Origin of the sequence: Variovorax sp. SG517 (assembly GCF_013376045.1) — a bacterium.
Classification (GTDB): Bacteria; Pseudomonadota; Gammaproteobacteria; order Burkholderiales; family Burkholderiaceae_C; genus Variovorax.
Genome location: NZ_JABMJG010000006.1, coordinates 437016 through 457499, shown reverse-complemented (window position 1 = coordinate 457499; position 20484 = coordinate 437016). Strand labels below are relative to the sequence as shown.

At 67.2% G+C, this 20484-nt stretch carries 16 protein-coding genes; 9 read left to right on the top strand and 7 right to left on the bottom strand.

The window, feature by feature from the left end:
* The first annotated feature begins 34 nt into the window (after positions 1–34).
* The gene (locus FHT32_RS20730) at positions 35–1324 is read left to right on the top strand and encodes a porin (RefSeq protein WP_176666462.1); all 1290 of its coding nucleotides are present in this window, start codon (positions 35–37) and stop codon (positions 1322–1324) included.
* A gap of 124 nt (positions 1325–1448) precedes the next feature.
* Here the strand turns inward: FHT32_RS20730 and FHT32_RS20725 are convergent, their stop codons facing one another.
* The 3 genes from FHT32_RS20725 to FHT32_RS20715 are packed head-to-tail and all read right to left on the bottom strand — an operon-like array spanning position 1449 to position 4779.
* Positions 1449–2900 (bottom strand): APC family permease, encoded by a 1452-nt coding sequence (locus tag FHT32_RS20725; protein ID WP_176666461.1) that lies wholly within the window; start codon positions 2898–2900, stop codon positions 1449–1451.
* Positions 2901–2941: 41 nt separating this feature from the next.
* On the bottom strand, positions 2942–3319 hold the full coding sequence (locus FHT32_RS20720; RefSeq protein WP_176666460.1) for a DUF4440 domain-containing protein: 378 nt from the start codon (positions 3317–3319) through the stop codon (positions 2942–2944).
* Positions 3320–3378: 59 nt separating this feature from the next.
* The gene (locus tag FHT32_RS20715) at positions 3379–4779 is read right to left on the bottom strand and encodes a flavin monoamine oxidase family protein (protein WP_371132217.1); all 1401 of its coding nucleotides are present in this window, start codon (positions 4777–4779) and stop codon (positions 3379–3381) included.
* A 228-nt stretch (positions 4780–5007) separates the two neighbouring features.
* Here FHT32_RS20715 and FHT32_RS20710 point away from each other — a divergent pair, with 228 nt between their 5' ends.
* Positions 5008–6384 (top strand): aspartate aminotransferase family protein, encoded by a 1377-nt coding sequence (locus tag FHT32_RS20710; protein WP_371132216.1) that lies wholly within the window; start codon positions 5008–5010, stop codon positions 6382–6384.
* A gap of 34 nt (positions 6385–6418) precedes the next feature.
* Here the strand turns inward: FHT32_RS20710 and FHT32_RS20705 are convergent, their stop codons facing one another.
* A complete protein-coding gene (locus tag FHT32_RS20705; RefSeq protein ID WP_176666459.1) occupies positions 6419–7159 on the bottom strand; it encodes an IclR family transcriptional regulator in 741 nt (246 codons plus the stop codon).
* A gap of 158 nt (positions 7160–7317) precedes the next feature.
* Between FHT32_RS20705 and FHT32_RS20700 the strand changes: the two genes are divergently transcribed.
* The gene (locus FHT32_RS20700) at positions 7318–7866 is read left to right on the top strand and encodes a GNAT family N-acetyltransferase (RefSeq protein WP_176666458.1); all 549 of its coding nucleotides are present in this window, start codon (positions 7318–7320) and stop codon (positions 7864–7866) included.
* 18 nt (positions 7867–7884) lie between these two features.
* Here the strand turns inward: FHT32_RS20700 and FHT32_RS20695 are convergent, their stop codons facing one another.
* Both FHT32_RS20695 and FHT32_RS20690 read right to left on the bottom strand, forming a co-directional pair.
* Complete coding sequence (locus FHT32_RS20695; RefSeq protein ID WP_176666457.1) at positions 7885–9357, bottom strand: APC family permease; 1473 nt, start codon at positions 9355–9357, stop codon at positions 7885–7887.
* 154 nt (positions 9358–9511) lie between these two features.
* Positions 9512–10474, bottom strand: a complete 963-nt coding sequence (locus FHT32_RS20690) for a helix-turn-helix domain-containing protein (RefSeq protein ID WP_176666456.1) — start codon at positions 10472–10474, stop codon at positions 9512–9514.
* A gap of 327 nt (positions 10475–10801) precedes the next feature.
* On the opposite strand from FHT32_RS20690, the gene FHT32_RS20685 reads away from it, so the two are divergent.
* The 6 genes from FHT32_RS20685 (at position 10802) to FHT32_RS20660 (ending at position 19797) form a co-directional block, all read left to right on the top strand.
* Positions 10802–12256, top strand: a complete 1455-nt coding sequence (locus FHT32_RS20685) for an aldehyde dehydrogenase (RefSeq protein WP_176666455.1) — start codon at positions 10802–10804, stop codon at positions 12254–12256.
* 38 nt (positions 12257–12294) lie between these two features.
* A complete protein-coding gene (locus FHT32_RS20680) occupies positions 12295–12924 on the top strand; it encodes a cytochrome b (RefSeq protein WP_176666454.1) in 630 nt (209 codons plus the stop codon).
* Positions 12925–13186: 262 nt separating this feature from the next.
* A complete protein-coding gene (locus FHT32_RS20675) occupies positions 13187–14587 on the top strand; it encodes a DUF1329 domain-containing protein (RefSeq protein WP_176666453.1) in 1401 nt (466 codons plus the stop codon).
* Positions 14588–14633: 46 nt separating this feature from the next.
* Positions 14634–16298: a DUF1302 domain-containing protein gene (locus FHT32_RS20670; protein ID WP_176666452.1), complete on the top strand. Its 1665-nt coding sequence runs from the start codon at positions 14634–14636 to the stop codon at positions 16296–16298.
* Between the two features lie 59 nt (positions 16299–16357).
* Complete coding sequence (locus FHT32_RS20665) at positions 16358–18748, top strand: efflux RND transporter permease subunit (RefSeq protein WP_176666451.1); 2391 nt, start codon at positions 16358–16360, stop codon at positions 18746–18748.
* 20 nt (positions 18749–18768) lie between these two features.
* Positions 18769–19797 (top strand): YCF48-related protein, encoded by a 1029-nt coding sequence (locus FHT32_RS20660; RefSeq protein ID WP_256099082.1) that lies wholly within the window; start codon positions 18769–18771, stop codon positions 19795–19797.
* 27 nt (positions 19798–19824) lie between these two features.
* Here the strand turns inward: FHT32_RS20660 and FHT32_RS20655 are convergent, their stop codons facing one another.
* Entirely contained in the window at positions 19825–20415 is a 591-nt protein-coding gene (locus FHT32_RS20655; RefSeq protein WP_176666450.1) for a nitroreductase family protein, read from the bottom strand.
* Between the last annotated feature and the right edge of the window lie 69 nt (positions 20416–20484).

Below are 20484 nucleotides of genomic sequence, written 5' to 3'. Positions count from 1 at the left end.
GTCTTTTCCCGCCCACCAGAAAAAGGAGACATCCATGAAAACCGCCTTCGTGGCAACAGCGCTGCTGTCCTCTGCCGCCGCTGCTTCCGCTCAATCGTCCGTGACACTTTTTGGCGTTCTCGACGCAGCCATCAGCCACTACACAGCTCGAAGCGAGTTCTACAACGACTCCGGCCGCATCGTGCCCCTCCCCGCAAATGGCAATGCGGTCACCCGAACTCAAACGGTCCTGTCCAATAGCGCCAACTCGAACAGCCGGCTGGGATTCCGCGGAACCGAAGACCTGGGCGGTGGCCTGGCCGCCAGCTTCTGGCTTGAATCCCCACTCGCCAACGATTCGGGCGCGGGCGGACTGACCAGCTTCTCGCGTCGCTCGACAATCAGTCTTTCCGGCGGCTTCGGTGAAGTCCGGCTTGGGCGCGATTTCACACCGACCTTCTGGAACGATTCGGTGTTCAGTCCATTCAGCACCATCGGCGTCGGGGCGAACGTCATATCCACGGTAGGAACGAATCTGGCCATCGCCAGGGGACCGGGTTCCGCTGTCGCGGCTTCCGACAACTACCTGCGCACCAGCAACAGCATCGGCTACTTCCTGCCGCCCACCCTCGGTGGCTTCTACGGCCAGTTGCAATATGCGCTGCACGAGAACGTTGCGCAGAGCGGCTTGCCCGGAAGCCCGACACGAAAAGGGCAGTTTGCCGGCGGGCGTTTCGGCTATGCCTCCGGACCGCTCGATGTCGCCGTGGCCTATGGGCAAAGCACCGCGGCGGATGCCACTGCCGTGAATGCGCTCGGACTCCCCACCGGCGTGGGAGCGAACGAAAAGATCAAGACGTTCAATCTCGGAGCCTCCTACAACTTCGGGGTTGTCAAACTCTTCGGTGAACTGTCGCGGGTCAAGGATCAGTCGACCACGACGGCGCCATCTGGTTTGGGGACCCTGCTCGTCGTCCGCGACGTCGACAAGTACAACGGTGGTCTCGTCGGGGTCACGGTTCCGGTGGGCCCCGGGTTGATCAAAGCGGCTTATTCCCGGGTCAAGTTCGACAATGACCTGGGGCCGCTGGCGACGCCATTCATGCCGCGTCGCGACGCTTCCGTCAGCAAGTTCGCGATCGGATACGAACATAACCTCTCCAAGCGGACGGCACTGTATGCAACGGTTGCCTGGATCCGGGCAAAGGATGCGCAGAACAATGCCGCGATCATCGGCGCGGCCACCGGAACTGCGCCCTATCTGTCGACCGGTGCGGCGGGTGGTTCGGGCTACGCACCGAGCCGGTCTACGGGATACGACTTCGGGATCCGGCACGTGTTCTGAGGTGCGCCGACATCTGGCTGCGTTCTACAGTCGCACCGGTCGGTCATCGATCGATCTTGAGGTCACGATTCGCATGTTCCTTACTCCGACCTGCGAGTTCCTTTCGGACCCGCTCGACATGGCATCACTGCAGCCGGACCAGCGATGACAGCTGCGCAAACCGCTGCGGGGATCGGAAGCGCAGATGGAGCGCATAGATCGCCGCCAGCAATCCGGCTGCCAGCACGCTGAAAGCCAACGCGTAGCTCGGTCCGGGCGGCAGCCCCGACAGGAGCTGGACGTGGGTGATCATCTGCCACAGGAAGGACGTCAGCACGGCCGCGCTGATCACCGGTGCAAGCAGCGATCGCCAGCGCGAGACCTTCATCGGATGCTTTCGGAAGAATGCGATGACGGCCAACGCGGCGAGCACCTGGCAGGTCAACACGCCGATCGCCGACGGAACGCTCGCCCAGGGCAGGGCCTGGAGCATCGGATCCAGGCCCGCCATTGCACACAGCAGAACCAGCATCACCGATATGCACAGCGTTGCCGCGGACGCCACGTGCGGGGATCTGTGCCTGTGGTGCGTGCGGGACAGGCGGCTCCAGACAAGGCCGCAGACGGCGAGCGCGTGCCAGTATCTCGCCAGCACGTTCGTGAAACTCAGTACAGCGGCAAAGAGACTGGTGATGACCAGCACCGCGCCGATCCTGGCCGCGGTGGGTCCGGCCAGGGTCGAGAACATCGATAGCCACATGCCGCCGGGATCGTTTGTTGCCACGGCCACCGCCTGCGAGAGGCCGAAATGATTCAGCATCAGCAGGATGGACCCCGCATACAGAATGCCGATGAATGCGATCGACAGGTACATCGCTCGAGGCACCGAGCGTCGAGGGTCCCTGGCCTCCTGCGAGTAGATCGCCGCGGTTTCGAAGCCCATGAACGATGCGACGACGAAGATCAGCGAAGGCCCGAACCCGGGGGTGAACACGGCCTGCGGCGAGAACGGCGCGAGGGACAGCGAGTGGCCGACGAGCCGCAGGTTGAAGACTTCGAGAAGGTCCGCCAACAAGATGGCACCGACCTCCGACAGCATCAGGATCAGGAGCAGTCGCCCGCTGAACTCGATGCCGCGTACGCAAAGCAGGTGCGCACCCACGGCGCAGCCCATGGCCCAGGCCCACCATGGCGCGTCAAGGCCCAGTGAAGCCATCGCGATGTGGACGAAGTGCCCCAGCATCGCATAGCAGGCCAGCAGGATCGCGATGTACGACAACACCGCGATGCATGCGCCCCCGATGCCCGCAATGGTGCCCAGGCCCTTGGTGATGTAGGCGTAGAAGGCGCCGCCGTTCTCCACATGGGGACTCATGGCGCAGAAGCCGACGGCAAAAAGCAGATATGCAGCACAGACGATGGCGTAGGAGCCCGGCAGGCCGATGCCATTGCCCAGCGTGATGCTCACGGGCACACCGCCTCCCATGGAGGTCAGCGGGCCATTCGTCGTGATCACCATCAGGAAGATGCCGAACCAACCGATCGCATCCCGCTTGAGGCCCGTGTGTTCCGCTGGCGGACTCGCTGGTTCAGACATCGCATGCTCCTTGCGCATAAATCGTGGACCTGCCCATCGGCCTAGGAGGTACCGAAATCGCCCATGCCATACATGTCGGCCGCGATGACCCAGGATGCCCCTTGCCTGCGCCAGGCCGTGAGCGATCGTAGCGTGATCAACTCGCCGGCCGGCCCGTCTGCCGGTGGGGAAGTCCACTCCAGCCAGGTGACAGCCGCGCCTTCCGAGAGCTCCATCGTCCGCACGGAGCGAATCGAGAGCTTGGGCGTCATCTTGAGCATTTCCGTGAGCGCTGGCAGCAAGTCGGCACCCACGGTGATGCCGGGAGCTCCCTCGCCGCTGACGCTCGCGTCCGGCGCGAACATCTCCTGCTGCAGCAAGCGAGCGTCGCCTTGGCGGCACAAGGTCTGAAGTCTTTCGATGGCCTGTTCCAGTGTCATTGCTTTGTCTTCCTTTGAAAAATGGTGTGTCGGATCGGGGGCTCTTGGGACTCTTATTGCTACTGCGATCGCAAGAATTCGAGTGCATCCCTGGCACCTCGAATCCCGTCTTCGATCGCGCCATCGATGAACCCCCTCCAGCCGGTGGCCCAATCGGTGCTGGCGAAGAAGAGTGGCGGCGCCTGGGTCTGGAGCGTTGCCAAAACCCTGGAGGTCTGGTTTGGCGAGAACCAGGTCCAGCCTCCCTTGGCATACGGGTCGTGCGTCCAATCGTGCGCAACGACCTCCTGCACATTGATTCCCGGTAGGAACTTGCGCAGTTCTGCTTCGACCACGCGGATGTCCTGAAGGTCGACCGCGTCGTCCGGCCCGAAGCCGACCAGGACGGACTTGCCGTCGACCGCGCGATCGGCGACCACCATGGTCAGCGGATTGGGATAAGGCGCGAAGCCGACCCACGCGCCGACATTGCGATCGACACGGGCAATGAATTTCGTGCCCGCGCAGACATGTCGTTCGCGATGTGCAGCCGAGCGTGCTTCTGGCAGCTTTGGCACGAAGTCGATGTCGCTCAACACGTTCATCGGAACCGCGACGACCACCGCCTTGCATCCGACGGAAAAGCTCTTCGCCTGGATCCGGACCTTGCCTTCCACCGTTTCAACGCGGGTGACCGGCTCTCCGAGCGCCAGATCGGCATTCGAATCCTTCAGCAGCGCAAGCGCCAGCGCGGACGTGCCTTTCGCGATCTTGTAGCGTCCCAGGCGCTTGAGCAGCGAGTCCGCCGAGTAGTCGCCCAGCGCCCACCAGCGCAGCTGGTCATACAGGCCGCCTTTTGCCGGATCGGTCGCGGCGTTCATGGAGATGAAGGAGAACAGCAAATCGCGCTGCCGGCCGGAGACGGGCATGTCCCTGAATCGATCCGCCAGGCTCTGGCCATCGAAGTCCGACAGCAGGTTGTCGGAATCGACATGAGGGTTCGCGAATGCGATCCGGCCGTTCGCTCCATCCACGTTGCAGTACGCGCTCAGCGCCGCGTCGAGGTCATTGCCCATTGCTTCCGCGGAGTCCGTCACCAAGCCCTCGGCAGTCAGCAGGCTGATCGAGTCGGCCGTGCCGCTGACGGACTCGGTGGTGTCCAGCCCGTATCGATGCAGTTCATTCCAGACGTACGGCTGGCCCCAGTGAACCCAGGTGCCGCCGACTTCGAATTTCTGACCGTCCTGCTCCGCGGTGAAGGTCCGGCCGCCGATTCGATCGCGCGCCTCGACGATGGCCACGCGCAAGCCCCTCAGGCCCAGCTCCCTGGCCGCCGTCAGGCCGGCAAACCCGGCGCCGATCACGACCACGTCATAGTCGTCGTGCGGCAGGCCTTTTGCAGGAAGCGCCGCAGGCGAGGTCAAGCCGCGGCTCAACGGGAGTCCTGGCTTGATGTTGAATCCGTCTGAAGTTTTTTTCACGGGATGAATGGATGGTGTTGTGTCGGGAATGGGCGCAATGATTGCGAATCCCTTCGGGTGCAAATAGCCGAAATCGGCAAGCGCTGCAGTGTGCGTTCCGGCCCGCCGCCATGGCAGCGGACTTGCCGATTCGGGCTAACGGACTCCGGTGATCGATGGAACCATCACCGCAGCTGGCGTGCTGAACGCGCCTGCACTCAAGCACCCAGAGACTCAACGAGGCATGCTGTGACCGACATCGAATCCCTTCTCGAAACCCTGCACTTCCCCGACGCACCGAAGATGGTTGCAGGCCCCTATCCCGGACCGCGCGCGGCCGAAGCCCTGGCGCTGTCTGCGCGCACCGAATCCATGGCGCGCGGCGGCGGCCGCATGCCGGTCGTGATGGACCGCGCCTTCGGCGCCACCTTCAAGGACCCGGACGGCAGCACCTTCATCGACCTTTCGGCCGGCGTCGGCGTGAGCAGCGTGGGCCGCTGCCATCCCAAGGTGCAGAAAGCGATCGCCGAGCAGTCGCAGCACCTGATGCATGCGATGGAGGTCAACAGCACCCGCCGCACCGAACTGGCCGCGCGCCTGTCGGCCCTGATGCCCGAAGGCCTGCGCAACGACTGCATCACCTTCTTCGCGCAAAGCGGCAGCGATGCGCTCGAGGCGGCTGTGAAGTTCGCGCGGCGCGTGACGGGCCGTCATCAGATCATCGCCTTCCACGGCGGCTATCACGGCGTGTGGCATGCGTCGAACGCGCTGACCACGGGCACGGCCTACCGCAAGGGTTATGGGCCCTTCATGGGCGGCGTGATCCATGCGCCCTACCCGTACGCCTATCGCTTTCCGTTCGACACCACCCACAAGTCGGCGGAGCAGATCGCCGGCGAATACGTGGACTACCTGCTGAACACGCCCTACACGGCCGCCGACGACGTGGCCGCCGTGATCGTGGAGCCGGTGCAGGGCGAAGGCGGGTACGTTCCGCCTTCACCCGAGTTCCTGCAGCTGCTGCGCAAGGCCTGCGACCGCAGCGGCACGCTGCTGATCGTGGACGAGGTGCAGTGCGGCGCGGGCCGCACGGGCCGCATGTGGGCGGTGGAGCACTCGGGCGTGAAGCCCGACATGCTGACCTTCGGCAAGGGCATCGGCGGCGACGTTCCCATGGCCGGCATCGCCATGCGCAGCGACCTGGCCGCGCGCATTCCCGATGGCTCGGTCCCCAACACCTTCGCGGCGAACTCGCTGTCGGCCGCGGTGGCGCTTACCAACCTCGAGATCCTGCACGACCCCGAACTCGGGCTGATGCCGCGCGCGGAGCTTCTGGGCCAGGAGGTGCAGGACCGGGTGCGCGGCTTCCAGAGCCCCTACGTGGGCGAAGTGCGCGGCAAGGGCCTGATGATCGGCATCGAGCTCGTCGAGGACAAGGCCACCAAGGAGCCGCTGGCGCCGGAGAAGGTCGGCCGAATCATGGAGTACGTGCTCGGCCACGGCGTGCTGATGGTGCCCTGCGGGCGCTATGGCAACGTGATGCGCGTGATGCCGTCACTGACCATCTCGAAGCGGCTGCTGCACCGCGCGCTGGATGTCTTCGGCGAGGCGCTGGCCTCGCTCTGACCCGGCCGTGCCGCGCGCGGTACGTCCGCCTCGCCTACTGCTGGGCGATGCGGGCCGTAAGCTCCGACGCGGCGGTGGTCACCAGCGTGCACAGGTAGCTTTCCTGAAAGGCCCTGAAGCGTTCGTTGCGCCCCACCAGCGTCATGCTGCCAAGCACGCGCTGCTTCTCGTCGAAGATCGGCGCGGCCACGCCCGTGCGGCCCGGATGCAGTTCGCTTTCGCTGATGCAGTAGCCCTGCTTGCGGATCGCCAGCAGGCCCTTGGAGAAGGACTTCCATTCAAGCCCCTGCTGCTGCCCCTCGGGCGTGCTGGCATGGGCATCGAAGACGCGGCGGATCTGCCTCGGCAGCAGGTAGGCCAGCACCACGCGCGAAGTCGCGCTGTGGAACAGGTCGATGGGGCGGCCGCGGCCTCCGCCCACGGGCCCGGGGTCGGGGCCGCGGCGGATCAGCACGTTGACCACCGAGTCGCCGTACCACTCGCTGATCACAGCGTCCAGGCCCGTCTCGGCCACCAGCTTCTCGACGAGGTCGCGGCTGCGCACCAGCACCGGGTCATAGTCGGTCATCTGGTGCTCCAGCGCGATGATGCGCGGCCCCAGCGCATAGCCGCGGGGCAGGCGCACGAGAAGGCCGGCATCGCCGAGTTCGCGCAGGTAGCGGTAGGCACTGGCGGGCGTGTAGCCGAGCTGGTTGCAGATGATCTCGACGTCGATGACCGGCTGGTCGGGCCGGAAGAGATCGAGGACATCGAGCATGCGGCGAAGGCTGTTCATCGTCTGGGAAGGCTGCGGTCGTGAAACAAGAAATCGTACGGGCACGCGAAGGCGTGGTGCCCTTCATTGTCGGGCACCATCCGAGGACCTGATCGGGGCCCGCGGCGGCGCCGGATCCCCGAGGCACAGACACCTGAGACAGGACGCAAGTAAAGACCATGCCCCTTGAGAAACCCATCCACACCCCGAGGCTCGTCCTCCGGCGCTTTCGCGAGCAGGATGCCGCTGCCCTGTTCGACTACCTGCATGCGCCGACTGCGAGCTGCTTCCTGTCGCTCGCGCTCGCGGACGTCGAAGCCGCTCGGGCCGAGGCCCGAAGACGCAGTACCGACGGCGAGCACGTGGCCGTGTGCCTCCAGGAATCGGGGCAGCTCATCGGCGACCTGTTCGCCATGCAGGAGGAAGACACCTTCTCGGTCGGCTGGAACCTCAATCCGCGTTTCGGCGGCACGGGCTACGCCCACGAGGCTGCCGCGGCGCTGTTCGCCCATCTCTTCACTGCCCGGGCCGCCCGCCGGCTCTATGCCTACGTGGAGGACCACAACGGTGCCTCCCGGCGGCTGTGCGAGAAGCTGGGCATGCGCGCCGAAGGGCTGTTCCTGGAGTTCATCTCGTTCAGGAACGACACGCAGGGAAAGCCCATCTACGAGAACACCATGCAATACGCGATCCTTCGCAAAGAATGGCTGCGCGCTTCATCGGCCTGACGGGCGCCACGCCGGCGTTCAGCCGCGGTCCTGGCCCAGCGCGGCAAAACGTTGCGGATCGCGCCTCGCCAGCCGCGATGCGGCCAGCCAGCCGGCCGCCGCGGCAAGGGGCACGGTGATCACCAGCGCCGCCGAGATGCCCCGGCTCGCGCCGGTGAGCACATGGAAGTTGCCGACGGCCAGCACCAGCACCGCCAGCAAGCCCGCGCATGCCAGCAGCGGCAGCGCGCGGATCCGCATCTGGCCGTAGCCATGCGAGTCGGCCCGAAAGAAGCGCACCACTGCCACGCCAGTCGCGATCATCAGCACCAGCAGGCACAGCGTGGCCAGGTTGCTGAGCCAGGCAAACAGCGTCAGCACCGGGTCGGCGCCCAGCAGCGCGAACAGCCCGACCGCCACGGTGCTCAGCACCGTCTGGAGCACCGAGGCCACATGCGGGCTGCGGTGGCGCGCATGCGTCCAGCCCAGGCGAACGGGCATCAGGCCCTCGCGGCCCATTGCATAGAAATAGCGCGCGCTGGAGTTGTGGAAGGCGATGAGCCCCGCATAGATGCTGGCGATGAACATCAGGCGCAGCAGCACCGTGAGGCCGTGCCCTGCATAGGTGTCCGACAGCAGGTACAGCAGATTGGTCGGATCGGCCAGCCCGGTGATGGTGGCCGCCACCCGGTCGCTGCCCACGCCGAGCACCAGGCACCACAGCGAGAAGGAATAGAAGCCGCCCACCAGCAGCAGCGCCGCATAGGTGGCAATGGGAATGCTGCGCTTCGGGTCCCTGGCCTCCTCGCTGTAGATGGTGGTCGCCTCGAAGCCGATGAAGGCCGCGAAGCAGAACAGCAGGCCGATGAAGGGGTTGCCGCTGGTGAAGGCCTCGGGAGAGAAGGAGTGCGCATCGATGCCGTGGGCGCCGCCCTTCGACAGGATCAGCACGTCCAGGACCAGCACCGCCAGGTACTCGGCCACCACGAAGCCCGCGAGCACCCGCGCCGAGAAGTCGATCTGCCTGTAGCCGAAGACCGCCACGCTGGCCAAGGCGGCGAAGGCGCAGGCCCACCACGGCACCGCCAGGCCGAACTGCGCCTGCAGCGTCTCGGACGCCACCGCGCCCAGCATGCCGTAGAGGCCGAACTGCAGCGTGACGTAGCCGAACACGGCCACCATGGCCGCCGCCCCACCCGCCCTGCCGCCCAGGCCGCGCGCCACCATCGCATAGAAGCCTCCGGCGCTGGTCACGCAACTGGCCATGGCGGTGTAGCCGGTTGCGAACATCAGCAGCAGGCCGAGGGCCACCAGCACCAGCACCGGCGTGCCGGCGCCGTTGCCCAGCATCATCCCGATCGGGAAGCCGCCTGCCACCACGCTCAGCGGACTCGCGGCCGAGATGACCAGCAGCGTGATGAAGCCGGCGCTCAGTGTGCCGCGGCGCAGGCTGGTGGCGTGGGGGTGGCGCGTTTCGTGGGCAGGCGTCATCGCGGGGTTCAGCGTTTCCATGGTGCGTCGCAATGCATGCCGCGCGCGGACGCGTGCAGCGGGGAGAGAGAAAGAAGGCCGCGCACCGGAGTGCCGGCCGCCGACAGGGGCAGTCTAGGAAGGCATGCGCGCGCAGCGGTATCCCGGATCGGCAATCCGGACGCACTCGCCCGCTTCAGGCGTCATGCCACTTCGCCGCGCGCGGCGTCTGCGACGGCAGTTCGCCGAAAAGCTCCTGGTACTCCGCCGCGAAATGGCTCAGGTGGAAGAAGCCCCACTGCCCCGCCGCGTCGCCCACGGTCAGGTCGCCGGCGCGGCTGCCCATCAGGGCGCGCCGCACGCCGTTCAAGCGCACCGAGCGCAGGTAGCTCAGCGGCGTGGTATCCGCCACCGCGCGGAAGCTGTTCTGCACCGTGCGCCGGCTGACCTGCAGGCGCTCGCACAGCTCCATCACGCTGGGCGCGCTCATGGTCTCGGCCATGGCCATCCGGTGGCACTTCTCGACGATGAAGTCCTGGGTGGAGCTGCCGCTGCGCTGGTGCCGGTCGCAGGCCGGGTCCATCACCAGTTGCAGCAGTTCGCCCAGCAGCGCATGTTCCAGTTCGTCCTGCCGCGCGGGCGTGCCGCTCATCTCGTCGTTGACCAGGGCCTCGGAGAATATCGCCAGCAGGCGCTGGCGGCATTCGACGAAGCGCTGCGCCGGCACCTTGATGACGGGCTGGCGCAGCAGCCGTGCGATCTCGTCGGCGAACGGCACCTCCCGGAGCGTGGCGTCGAAGAAGGCTCGGTCGAAGGCGATGGACAGAAGATCCATCCCGGTGGGCATGTGGCACATGAACTCCTCGCCGCCGCGCAGGAAGTACAGGCTGCTGCCGTCCGCATCGCGCCCCTGCATCCGGACGGTGCCCGGCATGGAGATCGGGATTGCAAAGCAGACGCTGTCGCGGGGTGCTTCTCCCTGCTGCACAACACGCTTGTTGATGCGCTCGCGGAAAGCATGGCAGTGTTCGCTGGACAATTGCTGCAGCGAGCTCTCGAGTGCGCCGGCCGCGAGCTGGCTGTACAGGAGCTGGCTCCAATGAGCGACTGATGCGGCATGCGCATGCACGTCCTGGAAGTGGTGGATGCTTCGGTTCATGTTGCGGGGTCCTGGATCTGGAAGGCTGCGTTGATCTGTAGATATGCATTTTTCTCAGATAGGGAAAATTCTGCATTTTTCATGCCTACCGCCAGACAGGGGAAACCCGGTGGATAAGTATTGGAAATTCTTGGAATTTCACGCCTCAGCCTGTGGCTGAGGACGGTTTTCGGCTTGCTTGATTTGTTCAGAGCAACAATCGTGCACAGATGCGGCACGCCAACCGCACCCTTGCGGTGCGTCGGCGCCGCGCATCGTTGCTGATTTGGGCTAACGCCGGGCGGCAACGTCCCGGACACTGCGGCCGCTCGAACACCCGCAGACACCATGACCCAGAACCTCAAGCATTTCATCGAAGGCGCCCACGCCGAAGCCTCCGACGGCGCGCGCATGCGCCTCGTCAGCCCCGTGGACGAACAGGAGTACGGCAGTGCCGCGCGCGGCACCGCTGAAGACGTCGACCGCGCCGTGGCCGCGGCCCATGCCCAGCTCGAAGGCGGCGCCTGGAGCCGGCTGCACGCGGGCCAGCGCGCCCAGCTGCTGCTTCGCCTTGCCGACCTGGTCGAGCGCGACACGGCCCTGCTGGCCGACATGGACGCCGACGCCATCGGCCGCTCGCCGATGGAGCCGCGCATGATGGACGTGCCCAACGCCGTCGCCAACCTGCGCGCGGCCGCCGGCTGGACCAACCAGCTCGAAGGCCGCACGGTGCCCACCGGGGGCTACATGGGCACGCCCACGCTGTCGTATACGCTGCGCGAGCCGGTAGGCGTGGTCGGGGCCATCGTGCCGTGGAACTCGCCGCTGATGATCACCGTGTGGAAGCTCGCCGCCCTGCTGGCCGCCGGGTGCACAGTGGTGGTCAAGCCCGCCGAGGAAACGCCCCAGTCCGCCCTGCACTTGGCGCGGCTTGCGCAGGAAGCGGGCTTTCCCGACGGCGTCATCAACGTGGTGACCGGCTTCGGCGACGTGGTGGGCCGCGCGCTGTGCGAACACCCGCTGGTCGCGAAGATCAGTTTCACCGGCAGTCCCGAGGCGGGCCGCGCCATCCAGCGCATCGCCGCGCCGCTGTTCAAGCGCGTCACGCTGGAGCTCGGCGGCAAGAGCCCGCAGATCGTGTTCGACGACGCCTCGTTCGACAACGCATTGCGCGGCTGCGCCATGGGCCTGTTCGTCAACCAGGGGCAGGTGTGCGCCGCCGGCTCGCGCATCCTGGTGCAGCGCAGCCTCGCGAAGCCTTTCGCGCAGGCGCTGGCCGAGGCCGCCCGCGCGGTCACTGTCGGCAACCCGCGCCAGGCCGGCGTGCAGATGGGGCCGGTGGCCAAGAAGGCGCAGTTCGAACGCGTCAACCGCTACATCCAGCTCGGCCGGGACGAAGGCGCGGTGCTGCTGGCCGGCGGCGTTTCCCGGCCCGAGAAAGGCTGGTTCGTGCAGCCCACCATCTTCGCCGAGGCCACCAACCAGATGACCATCGCCCGCGAGGAGATCTTCGGGCCGGTGGGCACCGTGATTGCCTTCGACACCGAGGAAGAAGCCATCGCGCTGGCCAACGATTCGTCCTACGGGCTGGCGGCCACGGTGTGGACCACGCAGCTCGCGCGGGCGCATCGCGTGGCCGCGCGCGTCAAGGCCGGGGCCGTGGGCGTCAACTGCTGGAGTCCGCTGGACGCCAACCTGCCCTGGGGCGGCCTCAAGACCAGCGGCATCGGCCGCGAGGGCGGGCTGCCCGGCGCGCTGGCGTACACCGAGGAGAAGGTCGTCACCGTGCTGCTGCCGGCCTGAGGCCCGGCCTCACAATGCACCACACAAGGAATCCTGACATGGGTTGGCGCAACACGATCGACGCCTGGGGCCGGGCCTCGATGCTCTTCCACTGGGCCACGGCCGCGGCCTTCATCACTGCCTACGTGGTCGTGTACTACGTGATCTGGTTCGTCGATCCGCAGACCAGCATCAAGCCGGCGCTTTTTGGCACCACGCCCAATGCCGAGCGGGTGGTGCCGCTGCTCAACATCCATTGGGTGCTGGGCCTGTCCATCGGCTTTCTCACGCTGCCCAGGCTGGTGTGGCGCATCGCCGGCGGCGTGCCGCGACATGTCGCCGGCTCGCGCCTGGAGCGTCTGTCGGCCGACGCGGCGCACTGGGCGCTCTACGCCATCCTGATCCTGATGCCGCTGTCGGGTTACATGACGACCTACGACCCGACCGCCTTCGGGCTGTTCGTGATCCCCGCCTGCCGCGACACCGCCATCGCAGCCGCGATCCGCGACGCCTTCGGCCTGTCCGTGGCGCAGCTGGAAGATGCGGCCTGGGCGGTACACAGCTTCATCGGCGCCTGGCTTGCCTGGCCGCTGGTGGTGCTGCACATCGGGGCCGCGATGCTGCACCACTTCGTGCGCAAGGACGCCGTGCTGCGGCGCATGCTGCCGCTGCGTCGCAGCGCCGGCTGATCCACTCCCCTCCGTTACCCGACCCGCACCACCACGCACCGCATCGCGGTGCGTGGTGGTGCGGCGTCGTGCTGCCACGCCCGAAGCGGCGCGACGACGTACCTGCAAGCAGATGCCGATCTCGGATAACGGCCGGCATCGCCTCCCTCCGATAGTCCAAAGACCCCACTGCCGGTTGGTAAAGCGGGCATCGGCGCAGCCCGGTCACGGTCCGGGCGATCCGGATCCACACACCTCGCCTCTTCATCTTTCAGGAGTTCCCATGACCCAGCACTGTGCAAGAACCCTTCGCCCTCTCGCCCTGGCGGCGGCCATCGCCGCCGGCCTGCTCTGCCCCGGTTTCTCCGCCATGGCCGCGCCCGACGCGGCCCAGCTCGACAAGCTCACGCCCTCGGGCGCCCAGCGCGAGGGCAACGCCGACGGCAGCATTCCCGCCTGGCAGGGCGCGGAGCCGCCGCTGGCCGGGTGGGAGTGGGGCAAGCTGCGGCGCGACTTCTGGAAGCACAAGGACGAGAAGCCGCTGTTCACCATCGATGCGGCCAACGTCGACAAGTACGCCGACAAACTCTCGGCCGGCCAGGTCGCCATGCTCAAGCAGCGCAAGGACTACCGCATGGATGTCTACCTCTCGCACCGCACCTGCGGCGTGCCGGACTTCGTGGCCGCCAACACGCGCAAGAACGTGGGCACCGCCCGCCTCAACGACGACGGCTGGAGCCTGAAGGAGGCGACCGTGCCGGGCTATCCGTTCCCCCTTCCCTCCAACGGCGTGGAAGCGATGTGGAACTCCAAGATGCGCTACCGCGGCGTGGGCGTCGACTACAAGGGCACCATCACCGCCGTCTCGCCGCGCCGTGGCAGCACGGAGTGGATCCGCGCCGATTCGGAGCAGACGGTGTTCATTCCCTCGGGCGCCAAGGGCTCGCAGCAACTGTCCTCGCTGCCGCCCGTGGAGTTCTACGTGTACTTCGGCTACACCTCGCCCGCCGCGCTGGCCGGCCAGGCCCTGGCGATCACCCAGTACATGAACCAGGCCGAGAACGAGACCTTCTACTACTTCCCCGGCCAGCGCCGCGTGCGCCGCATGCCGACCTACTCGCACGACTCCCCGCAGATCGGCATGGAGAACCAGTACACGCTGGACGAGCCGCAGGTCTTCAACGGCGCGCTCGACCGCTTCGACTGGAAGCTGGTGGGCAAGAAGGAAATCTACGTTCCCTACAACGCCTTCGGCGCCTACGACTTCAAGGCCAAGTTCGAGGACGTGGCGCGCGACGACTTCATTGCGCAATCGCACCGCCGCTACGAGCTGCACCGCGTGTGGGTGGTGGAGGCCACCGTCAAGGCCGGCATGCGCCATTCGGCGCCCAAGCGCACCGTCTACCTCGACGAGGACAGCTGGGCGCCGCTGCTGATGGACGACTTCGACGGCCAGAACAAGCTCGCCAAGATGCGCGAGGGCTTCCTCATCCCGGTGTACGAGACGGGCTCCTGCGACGCGATGGCCATGGTGCAGAACAACCTGGCCGAAGGCCGCTACGTCTTCGACACGCACACCGCGGGCGTCGGCAAGGACATCCGCTGGTTCACCGAGCCGACCGGCCCGCGCATGCGTTCGGGCTTCTACACGGCCGACAACCTGCGCGCCATCAGCGAACGCTGATCTGCGCGCTTCGAACCACGACAACAAGCCCCGAGGAGAAGAACCGATGAACTTCACCGCCCGCCCCTCCAACACCCTCGCCCGGCTGAGCGCCGTGCCCGCCGCCTGCCTGCTCGCCGCGACGGGGGCCGCCCACGCCTTCACCTTCGAGACCGACAACGTTCGAGGAAGCTTCGATTCCACCATCACCATCGGCACCGGCATCCGCGTCAAGGATCCCTCCTGCACGCTCGTCATCCAGGGCGCGGTGGGCGTCGGCGCGCCCGCCGGCTGCCTGGCGCCGACTTCGTCGATGGGCGACCAGGGCAACCTGAACTACCGCAAGGGCGATGCCTTCACCACCTACGTCAAGGGCAGCCACGAGCTGCTCCTGAAGATGCCCGACGACGTCACCTTCCTCGGGCGGGTGAACTGGGTCCGCGACCTCACGGCCACCCGCACCTCCGGCTACACCAGCGCCGCCGCGACGCAGTACCTGCCCGACGGCCTGGCCAGCGACGCGCGCAGCGACCTGCGCTTCAAGGCCCGGCTGCTGGACTTCTGGGTGAGCAAGACCTTCCAGCTCGGCGGCGAGACGGCGCGCGTGCGCGTGGGCAACCAGGTGATCAGCTGGGGGGAAAGCCTTTTCCTGCCGGGCGGCATCAACTCCACCAACGCGCTGGACATCATGCGGCTGTCGCAGCCGGGCACGCAGCTGAAAGAGGCGGTGCTGCCCGCGCCCATCGCCAGCTTCGCCACCGGCCTGGGCCACGGCCTCAACTTCGAGGCCTACGTGCAGTCGCGGTGGAACGGCAACTACATGGCACCCACCGGCTCCTACTGGTCTGTGGCCAACGGCATGGGCAAGGGCCACGACGCCTACGGGCTGATCGAGACGAAGCCGAAGAACGGCGGGCAGTGGGGCACCGCCCTGAAGTGGCAGCCCGAGGGCACGCAGCTGAACCTGGGTGCCTACGTGATGAACTACAACGACAAGTCGTTGAACTTCAGCACCAATGCGGGCGGCACCGGCCGCTCGGGGTGGGCCTACCCGGAGAACCGCCGCCTCTACGGCCTGAGCGCCAACATGCCGGTGGGCGACTGGTCGGTGGGCACAGAGCTGTCTTACCGCCCGCGCGATGCCGTGGCGCTGAACCCGGCGGCCAGCGGTTGCTCGTTCAACCACGGCAACTGCTGGGTCGACGAGAAGAAGCTGCAGTGGCACCTGACCGGCATGCTCAGCCTCACGCCGAGCAATGCGCCCGGCGTGCTGCGCCTCCTGGGCGCGGACACCGCGACCCTGATGGCCGAGACCGTGGTGGTGCGCTATCCCAACCTCAAGCAGTACTACGGGTCCGATCCGATCGCCGCCGGCGCGTGGGGCTGGGGCCAGGAGTTCAGCGCCGCGGGCACGCCGCAGCCGGTGGGGTCCAAGACGGCGTGGGCCTACAACCTGGACTTCAGCTGGGTCTACGACGGCACGCTGATCCCCGGCTGGCAGGTGATTCCCGAGGTGTACTACTTCCAGGCCGTGAAGGGACGCACGCCCAACGGCGCGGGCCAGTTGATGGAGGGCGCCAAGTCCGTCAACCTCGTCGTGACCTTCGTGCAGAACCCGGCGAAGTGGCAAGCCTCGATCAACTACGCGGCCTTCTTCGGCGGCAAGCGCGTGTTCGACCAGCCCTATCGCGACCGCAACTTCGTGGGCCTCACCCTGTCGCGCAACTTCTGACCCGTCGCGCCGCGCACCGCCCGCGCGGCGGTGGCTGCGCCGCCTGCTGAAAGCATTCCGTGTCCGATTCCAACCCCGCCCCGGCCTCCGCGCTGCAGCGCACCGTGCAGCGCCTCGAGGCCTTCTGCTTCTCTCATCGCCGCGGCATCCTCGTCGCGCTGGCCCTGTTCACGCTGGCCATGGCCTGGTTCGCGGCGCAGCTGCGCATGGATGCCGGCTTCGACAAGCAGATGCCCTCGGGCCACGAGTACATCCAGACCTTCCAGGCCTACCGCGAGGACGTGCTGGGCGCCAACCGGCTCAACGTGGTGGTCAAGGCGCGCCACGGCACCATCTGGAGCGCACCGGCTCTCAAGCGCCTGTACGAAGTGACCCAGGCCGTGACCTACCTGCCGGGCATCGAGCGGCTGGGCGTGCAGTCGATGTGGACGCCCAACAGCTTTGTCAACGAAATCACCGAGGAAGGGTTCCGCGCCGATCCGCTGATCGACGCCACCATCACGCCCGAGCGGCTCACGCCGGAGATCATTGCCGGCATTCAGCGCGCGGCCGCGCAGGGCGGCTTCATCGGCACGCTGGTGTCGCGCGACCAGACCAGCGCCATGGTCACGGCCGAGCTGGCGGAGTACGACGCGCAGGGCCGCAAGCTGGACTACGTGGCCTACAACCATCTGCTCGAAGAAAAGATCCGCGCACGCTTCGAGGACGGCGACTTCGAGGTCCAGATCATCGGCTTCGCCAAGCAGATCGGCGACATCGCCGACGGCGCGCAGTCGGTGCTCAAGTTCTGCCTGGTCGCGCTGCTGCTGACCGCCGGGGCGGTGTACTGGTACTGCCGCTCGGTGCGCTTTACGCTGCTGCCCATCGCCTGCTCGCTCGCCTCGCTGGTGTGGCAGTTCGGCACGCTGCGGCTGCTGGGCTTCGGGCTCGATCCGCTCGCGGTGCTGGTGCCCTTCCTGGTGTTCGCGATCGGCGTGTCGCACGGCGTGCAGCAGATCAACTACATCGTGCGGCGCATCTCGCAGGGCCACACGACCTACGAGGCCTGCCGCGACAGCTTCGGCGGCCTGCTGATCCCGGGCACGCTGGCGCTGGTGACGGCCTTCGTCTCCTTCGTCACGCTGTTGATGATCCCGATCCCGATGGTGCGCGAGCTGGCCATCGCGGCCTCGCTGGGCGTGGCCTACAAGATCGTGACCAACCTCGTCATGCTGCCGGTTGCCGCCTCCTTCTTCGAGGTGAGCCGCGACTTCGCCGACCAGGCCCTGCTGCAGCGCGAGCGCCGCTCGGGCTGGCTGCGCGTGCTGGCCCGGCTCGCCCAGCCGCGCGCGGCGGCCGTGATGCTGCTGGTCACCGCGGTGGTGTTCGGCGCGGCCGTGTGGCAAAGCCGCGACCGCGTGGTCGGCACCTTGCAGCCCGGCGCGCCGGAGCTGCGCGAGGACGCCCGCTTCAACCGCGACGCCGCGTCCATCGCAGGCAATTTCGACACGGGCCTGGACTGGCTGACCGTGGTCTTCGAGGCACCGCCCGAGAGCTGCGGCAACGTGAACATCGGCCTTTACCAGGACCGCTTCGTCTGGGCGATGCAGCCGGTGGAAGGCGTGCTCTCGATCTCCTCGTACGCCGGGCAGCTGCGCCTTTACAACGAGGGCTACAACGAAGGCAACCCCAAGATGGCCGTGGTACCCATCGACTCGGCCAACTACGCCGCCCTGTCCACCGAGATCGCCCGCATCCGCGGCACCATGCGCAAGGACTGCAGCATGACGGCGGTGAACCTCTTCCTGACCGACCACAAGGCCACCACCATCCAGCGCGTGATCGACGCGGTGAAAACCTTCCGCGCCGGCCACCCCATGCCCGGCGTGAACATCCGCCTGGCCGCGGGCAATGCCGGCGTGCTGGCGGCCATCGACGACGAGGTGGAGAAGAGCGAGCTGCCCATGATGCTGTACGTGTACGCGGCCATCGTGGTGCTGGTCTTCCTGGTCTACCGCGACCTGCGCGCCGTGGCGGCCTGCTGCCTGCCGCTCACGGTGGGCACCTTCATCGGCTACTGGTTCATGAAGGAGCTGCAGATCGGCCTGACGGTGGCGACCCTGCCGGTGATGGTGCTGGCGGTGGGCATCGGCGTGGACTACGCCTTCTACATCTACAACCGCCTGCTGATGCACATGGCCGCGGGCCAGACCATCGTCAAGTCCATCGAGCATGCGATCCTGGAAGTGGGCACGGCCACCATCTTCACCGCCATCACGCTGGCCGTGGGCGTGGCGACCTGGTCCTTCTCGCAGCTGAAGTTCCAGGCCGACATGGGCAAGCTGCTGGCCTTCATGTTCATGGTGAACATGGTGATGGCGATGACCGCCCTGCCCGCCATGGCGGTATGGCTCGAAAGGCTCTTCCCGCGTCGCAAGCCGGTGCGGGCGACCGGGCTGCAGCACCACTGAATTCCATCCGACGATCGAAGATGAAACCGACTTCCCACCTTGCGCGCACGGCATTGGCCGGCGCCCTCGTTTCCCTGTCGCTGGCTTGCGCGGCGCAGGCGCCGCAGGCAAAAGAGGTCTCCGCCGCCACCGACGGCGCACCCGTGCTGGTTCCCGCGGTTCGCGCCGCGCATGCCGCCCGCGCCACGATGCTTGCCAGCACGCGGGCCGGCGGGCGCATCGTCGCGGTCGGCGACCACGGCGTGGTGCTGCTGTCGGACGACGGCGGCCGCAGCCACCGCCAGGCGCGCCAGGTGCCGGTGGATGTGGCGCTGACCTCGGTCTCCTTCATCGATGCCAGTCGCGGCTGGGCCGCGGGCCACTGGGGCGTGATCCTGCACACCACGGACGGTGGCGAGACCTGGCAGGTGCAGCGCAGCGATGCGGCGCAAGACCGGCCGCTTTTCGCCGTGCACTTCTTCGACGAGAAGCAGGGCGTGGCCGTGGGCCTGTGGTCGCTGGTGTTGCGCACCGAGGACGGCGGCGCCCACTGGCAGCCCGTCGAACTGGCGCCGCCGGAGGGCGGCAAGCGCGCCGACCTCAACCTGTTCGGGTTGTTCGCCGACGCGCGCGGTCAGCTGTTCGCGCCGGGCGAGCGCGGCATGGTGCTGCGCTCGGACGACAAGGGCCGGAGCTGGAAGTACATGAAGACCGGCTATGCGGGCTCCTTCTGGAGCGGCATCGCGGCCCCCGGCGGCGGCCTGCTGGTGGCGGGGCTGCGTGGCTCGATGTACCGCAGCGTCGACGACGGCGGCAGCTGGCAGCGCGTGGACACGCACACGGAGTCGTCCATCACCGCACTTGCCGGCGCCGGCAGGAAGATCGTCGCAGTCGGCCTCGACGGCCTGGTGCTGGACAGCGAAGACGGCGGTGCGAGCTTCACCGCCAGCACGCGCGAAGACCGCCAGCCCCTGACCAGCGTGGTGCTGGACGGCCAGGGCCGCGCGACGATGTATTCGCGCCAGGGCGTGGTGGCAGCCGCTGGCGCCAAGGATCCGTCGGCGCGCTGAGCGCCACGGACCCGGCAGGAACGCAGGCTACTGGCGGAACACGCCCTCGGCGGCCGTCTCGGCGAGCGCACGTCGATCATTGGGCGTCTCGAGCTTGCGCACGCCGTCCGGCAGCACGGCCGGATCGCCCTTCTTGCCGACGGCCACGACCGTCTCGATGGCATAGCCCTGCGGCAGCTGGATGGCCGCGCGCAGCTTCTCGGCGTCGAAGCCGGCCATCGCATGCGCCGACCAGCCCGACAGCGTGGCCTGGAACGCGAGGCTGGCCCAGGCGGCACCGGCATCGAAGGAATGCCACTGGTTGGGTGCCGCCTCGGTGCGGCCCGGGAACAGGGCCTCGCGCTGCGAGACCACGACCACCAGCGCGGCGGCGCGCTTCGTCCACATCTGGTTGAACTCGACGAGGCTGTCGAAGATGGGCTGCCAGGCGGGCGTGTCGCGGCGCGCGTAGATGAAGCGCCAGGGCTGCACGTTGTACGCCGAGGGCGCCCAGCGGGCCGCTTCGAGCAGGCTCATGAGCGCGGGCTCGGCGATGGTCTCTTCGGCGAAGGCGCGCGGCGACCACCGGTTGGTGAACAGCGGGTCGATGGGGTGGGTGGATTGGCGGGGGTTGCTCATTGATGACTCCAGGGAACGAAGAAAGATGAAAGAAGGTGCGGCACGGCGGTGCCGCGCGGATGTACGCAG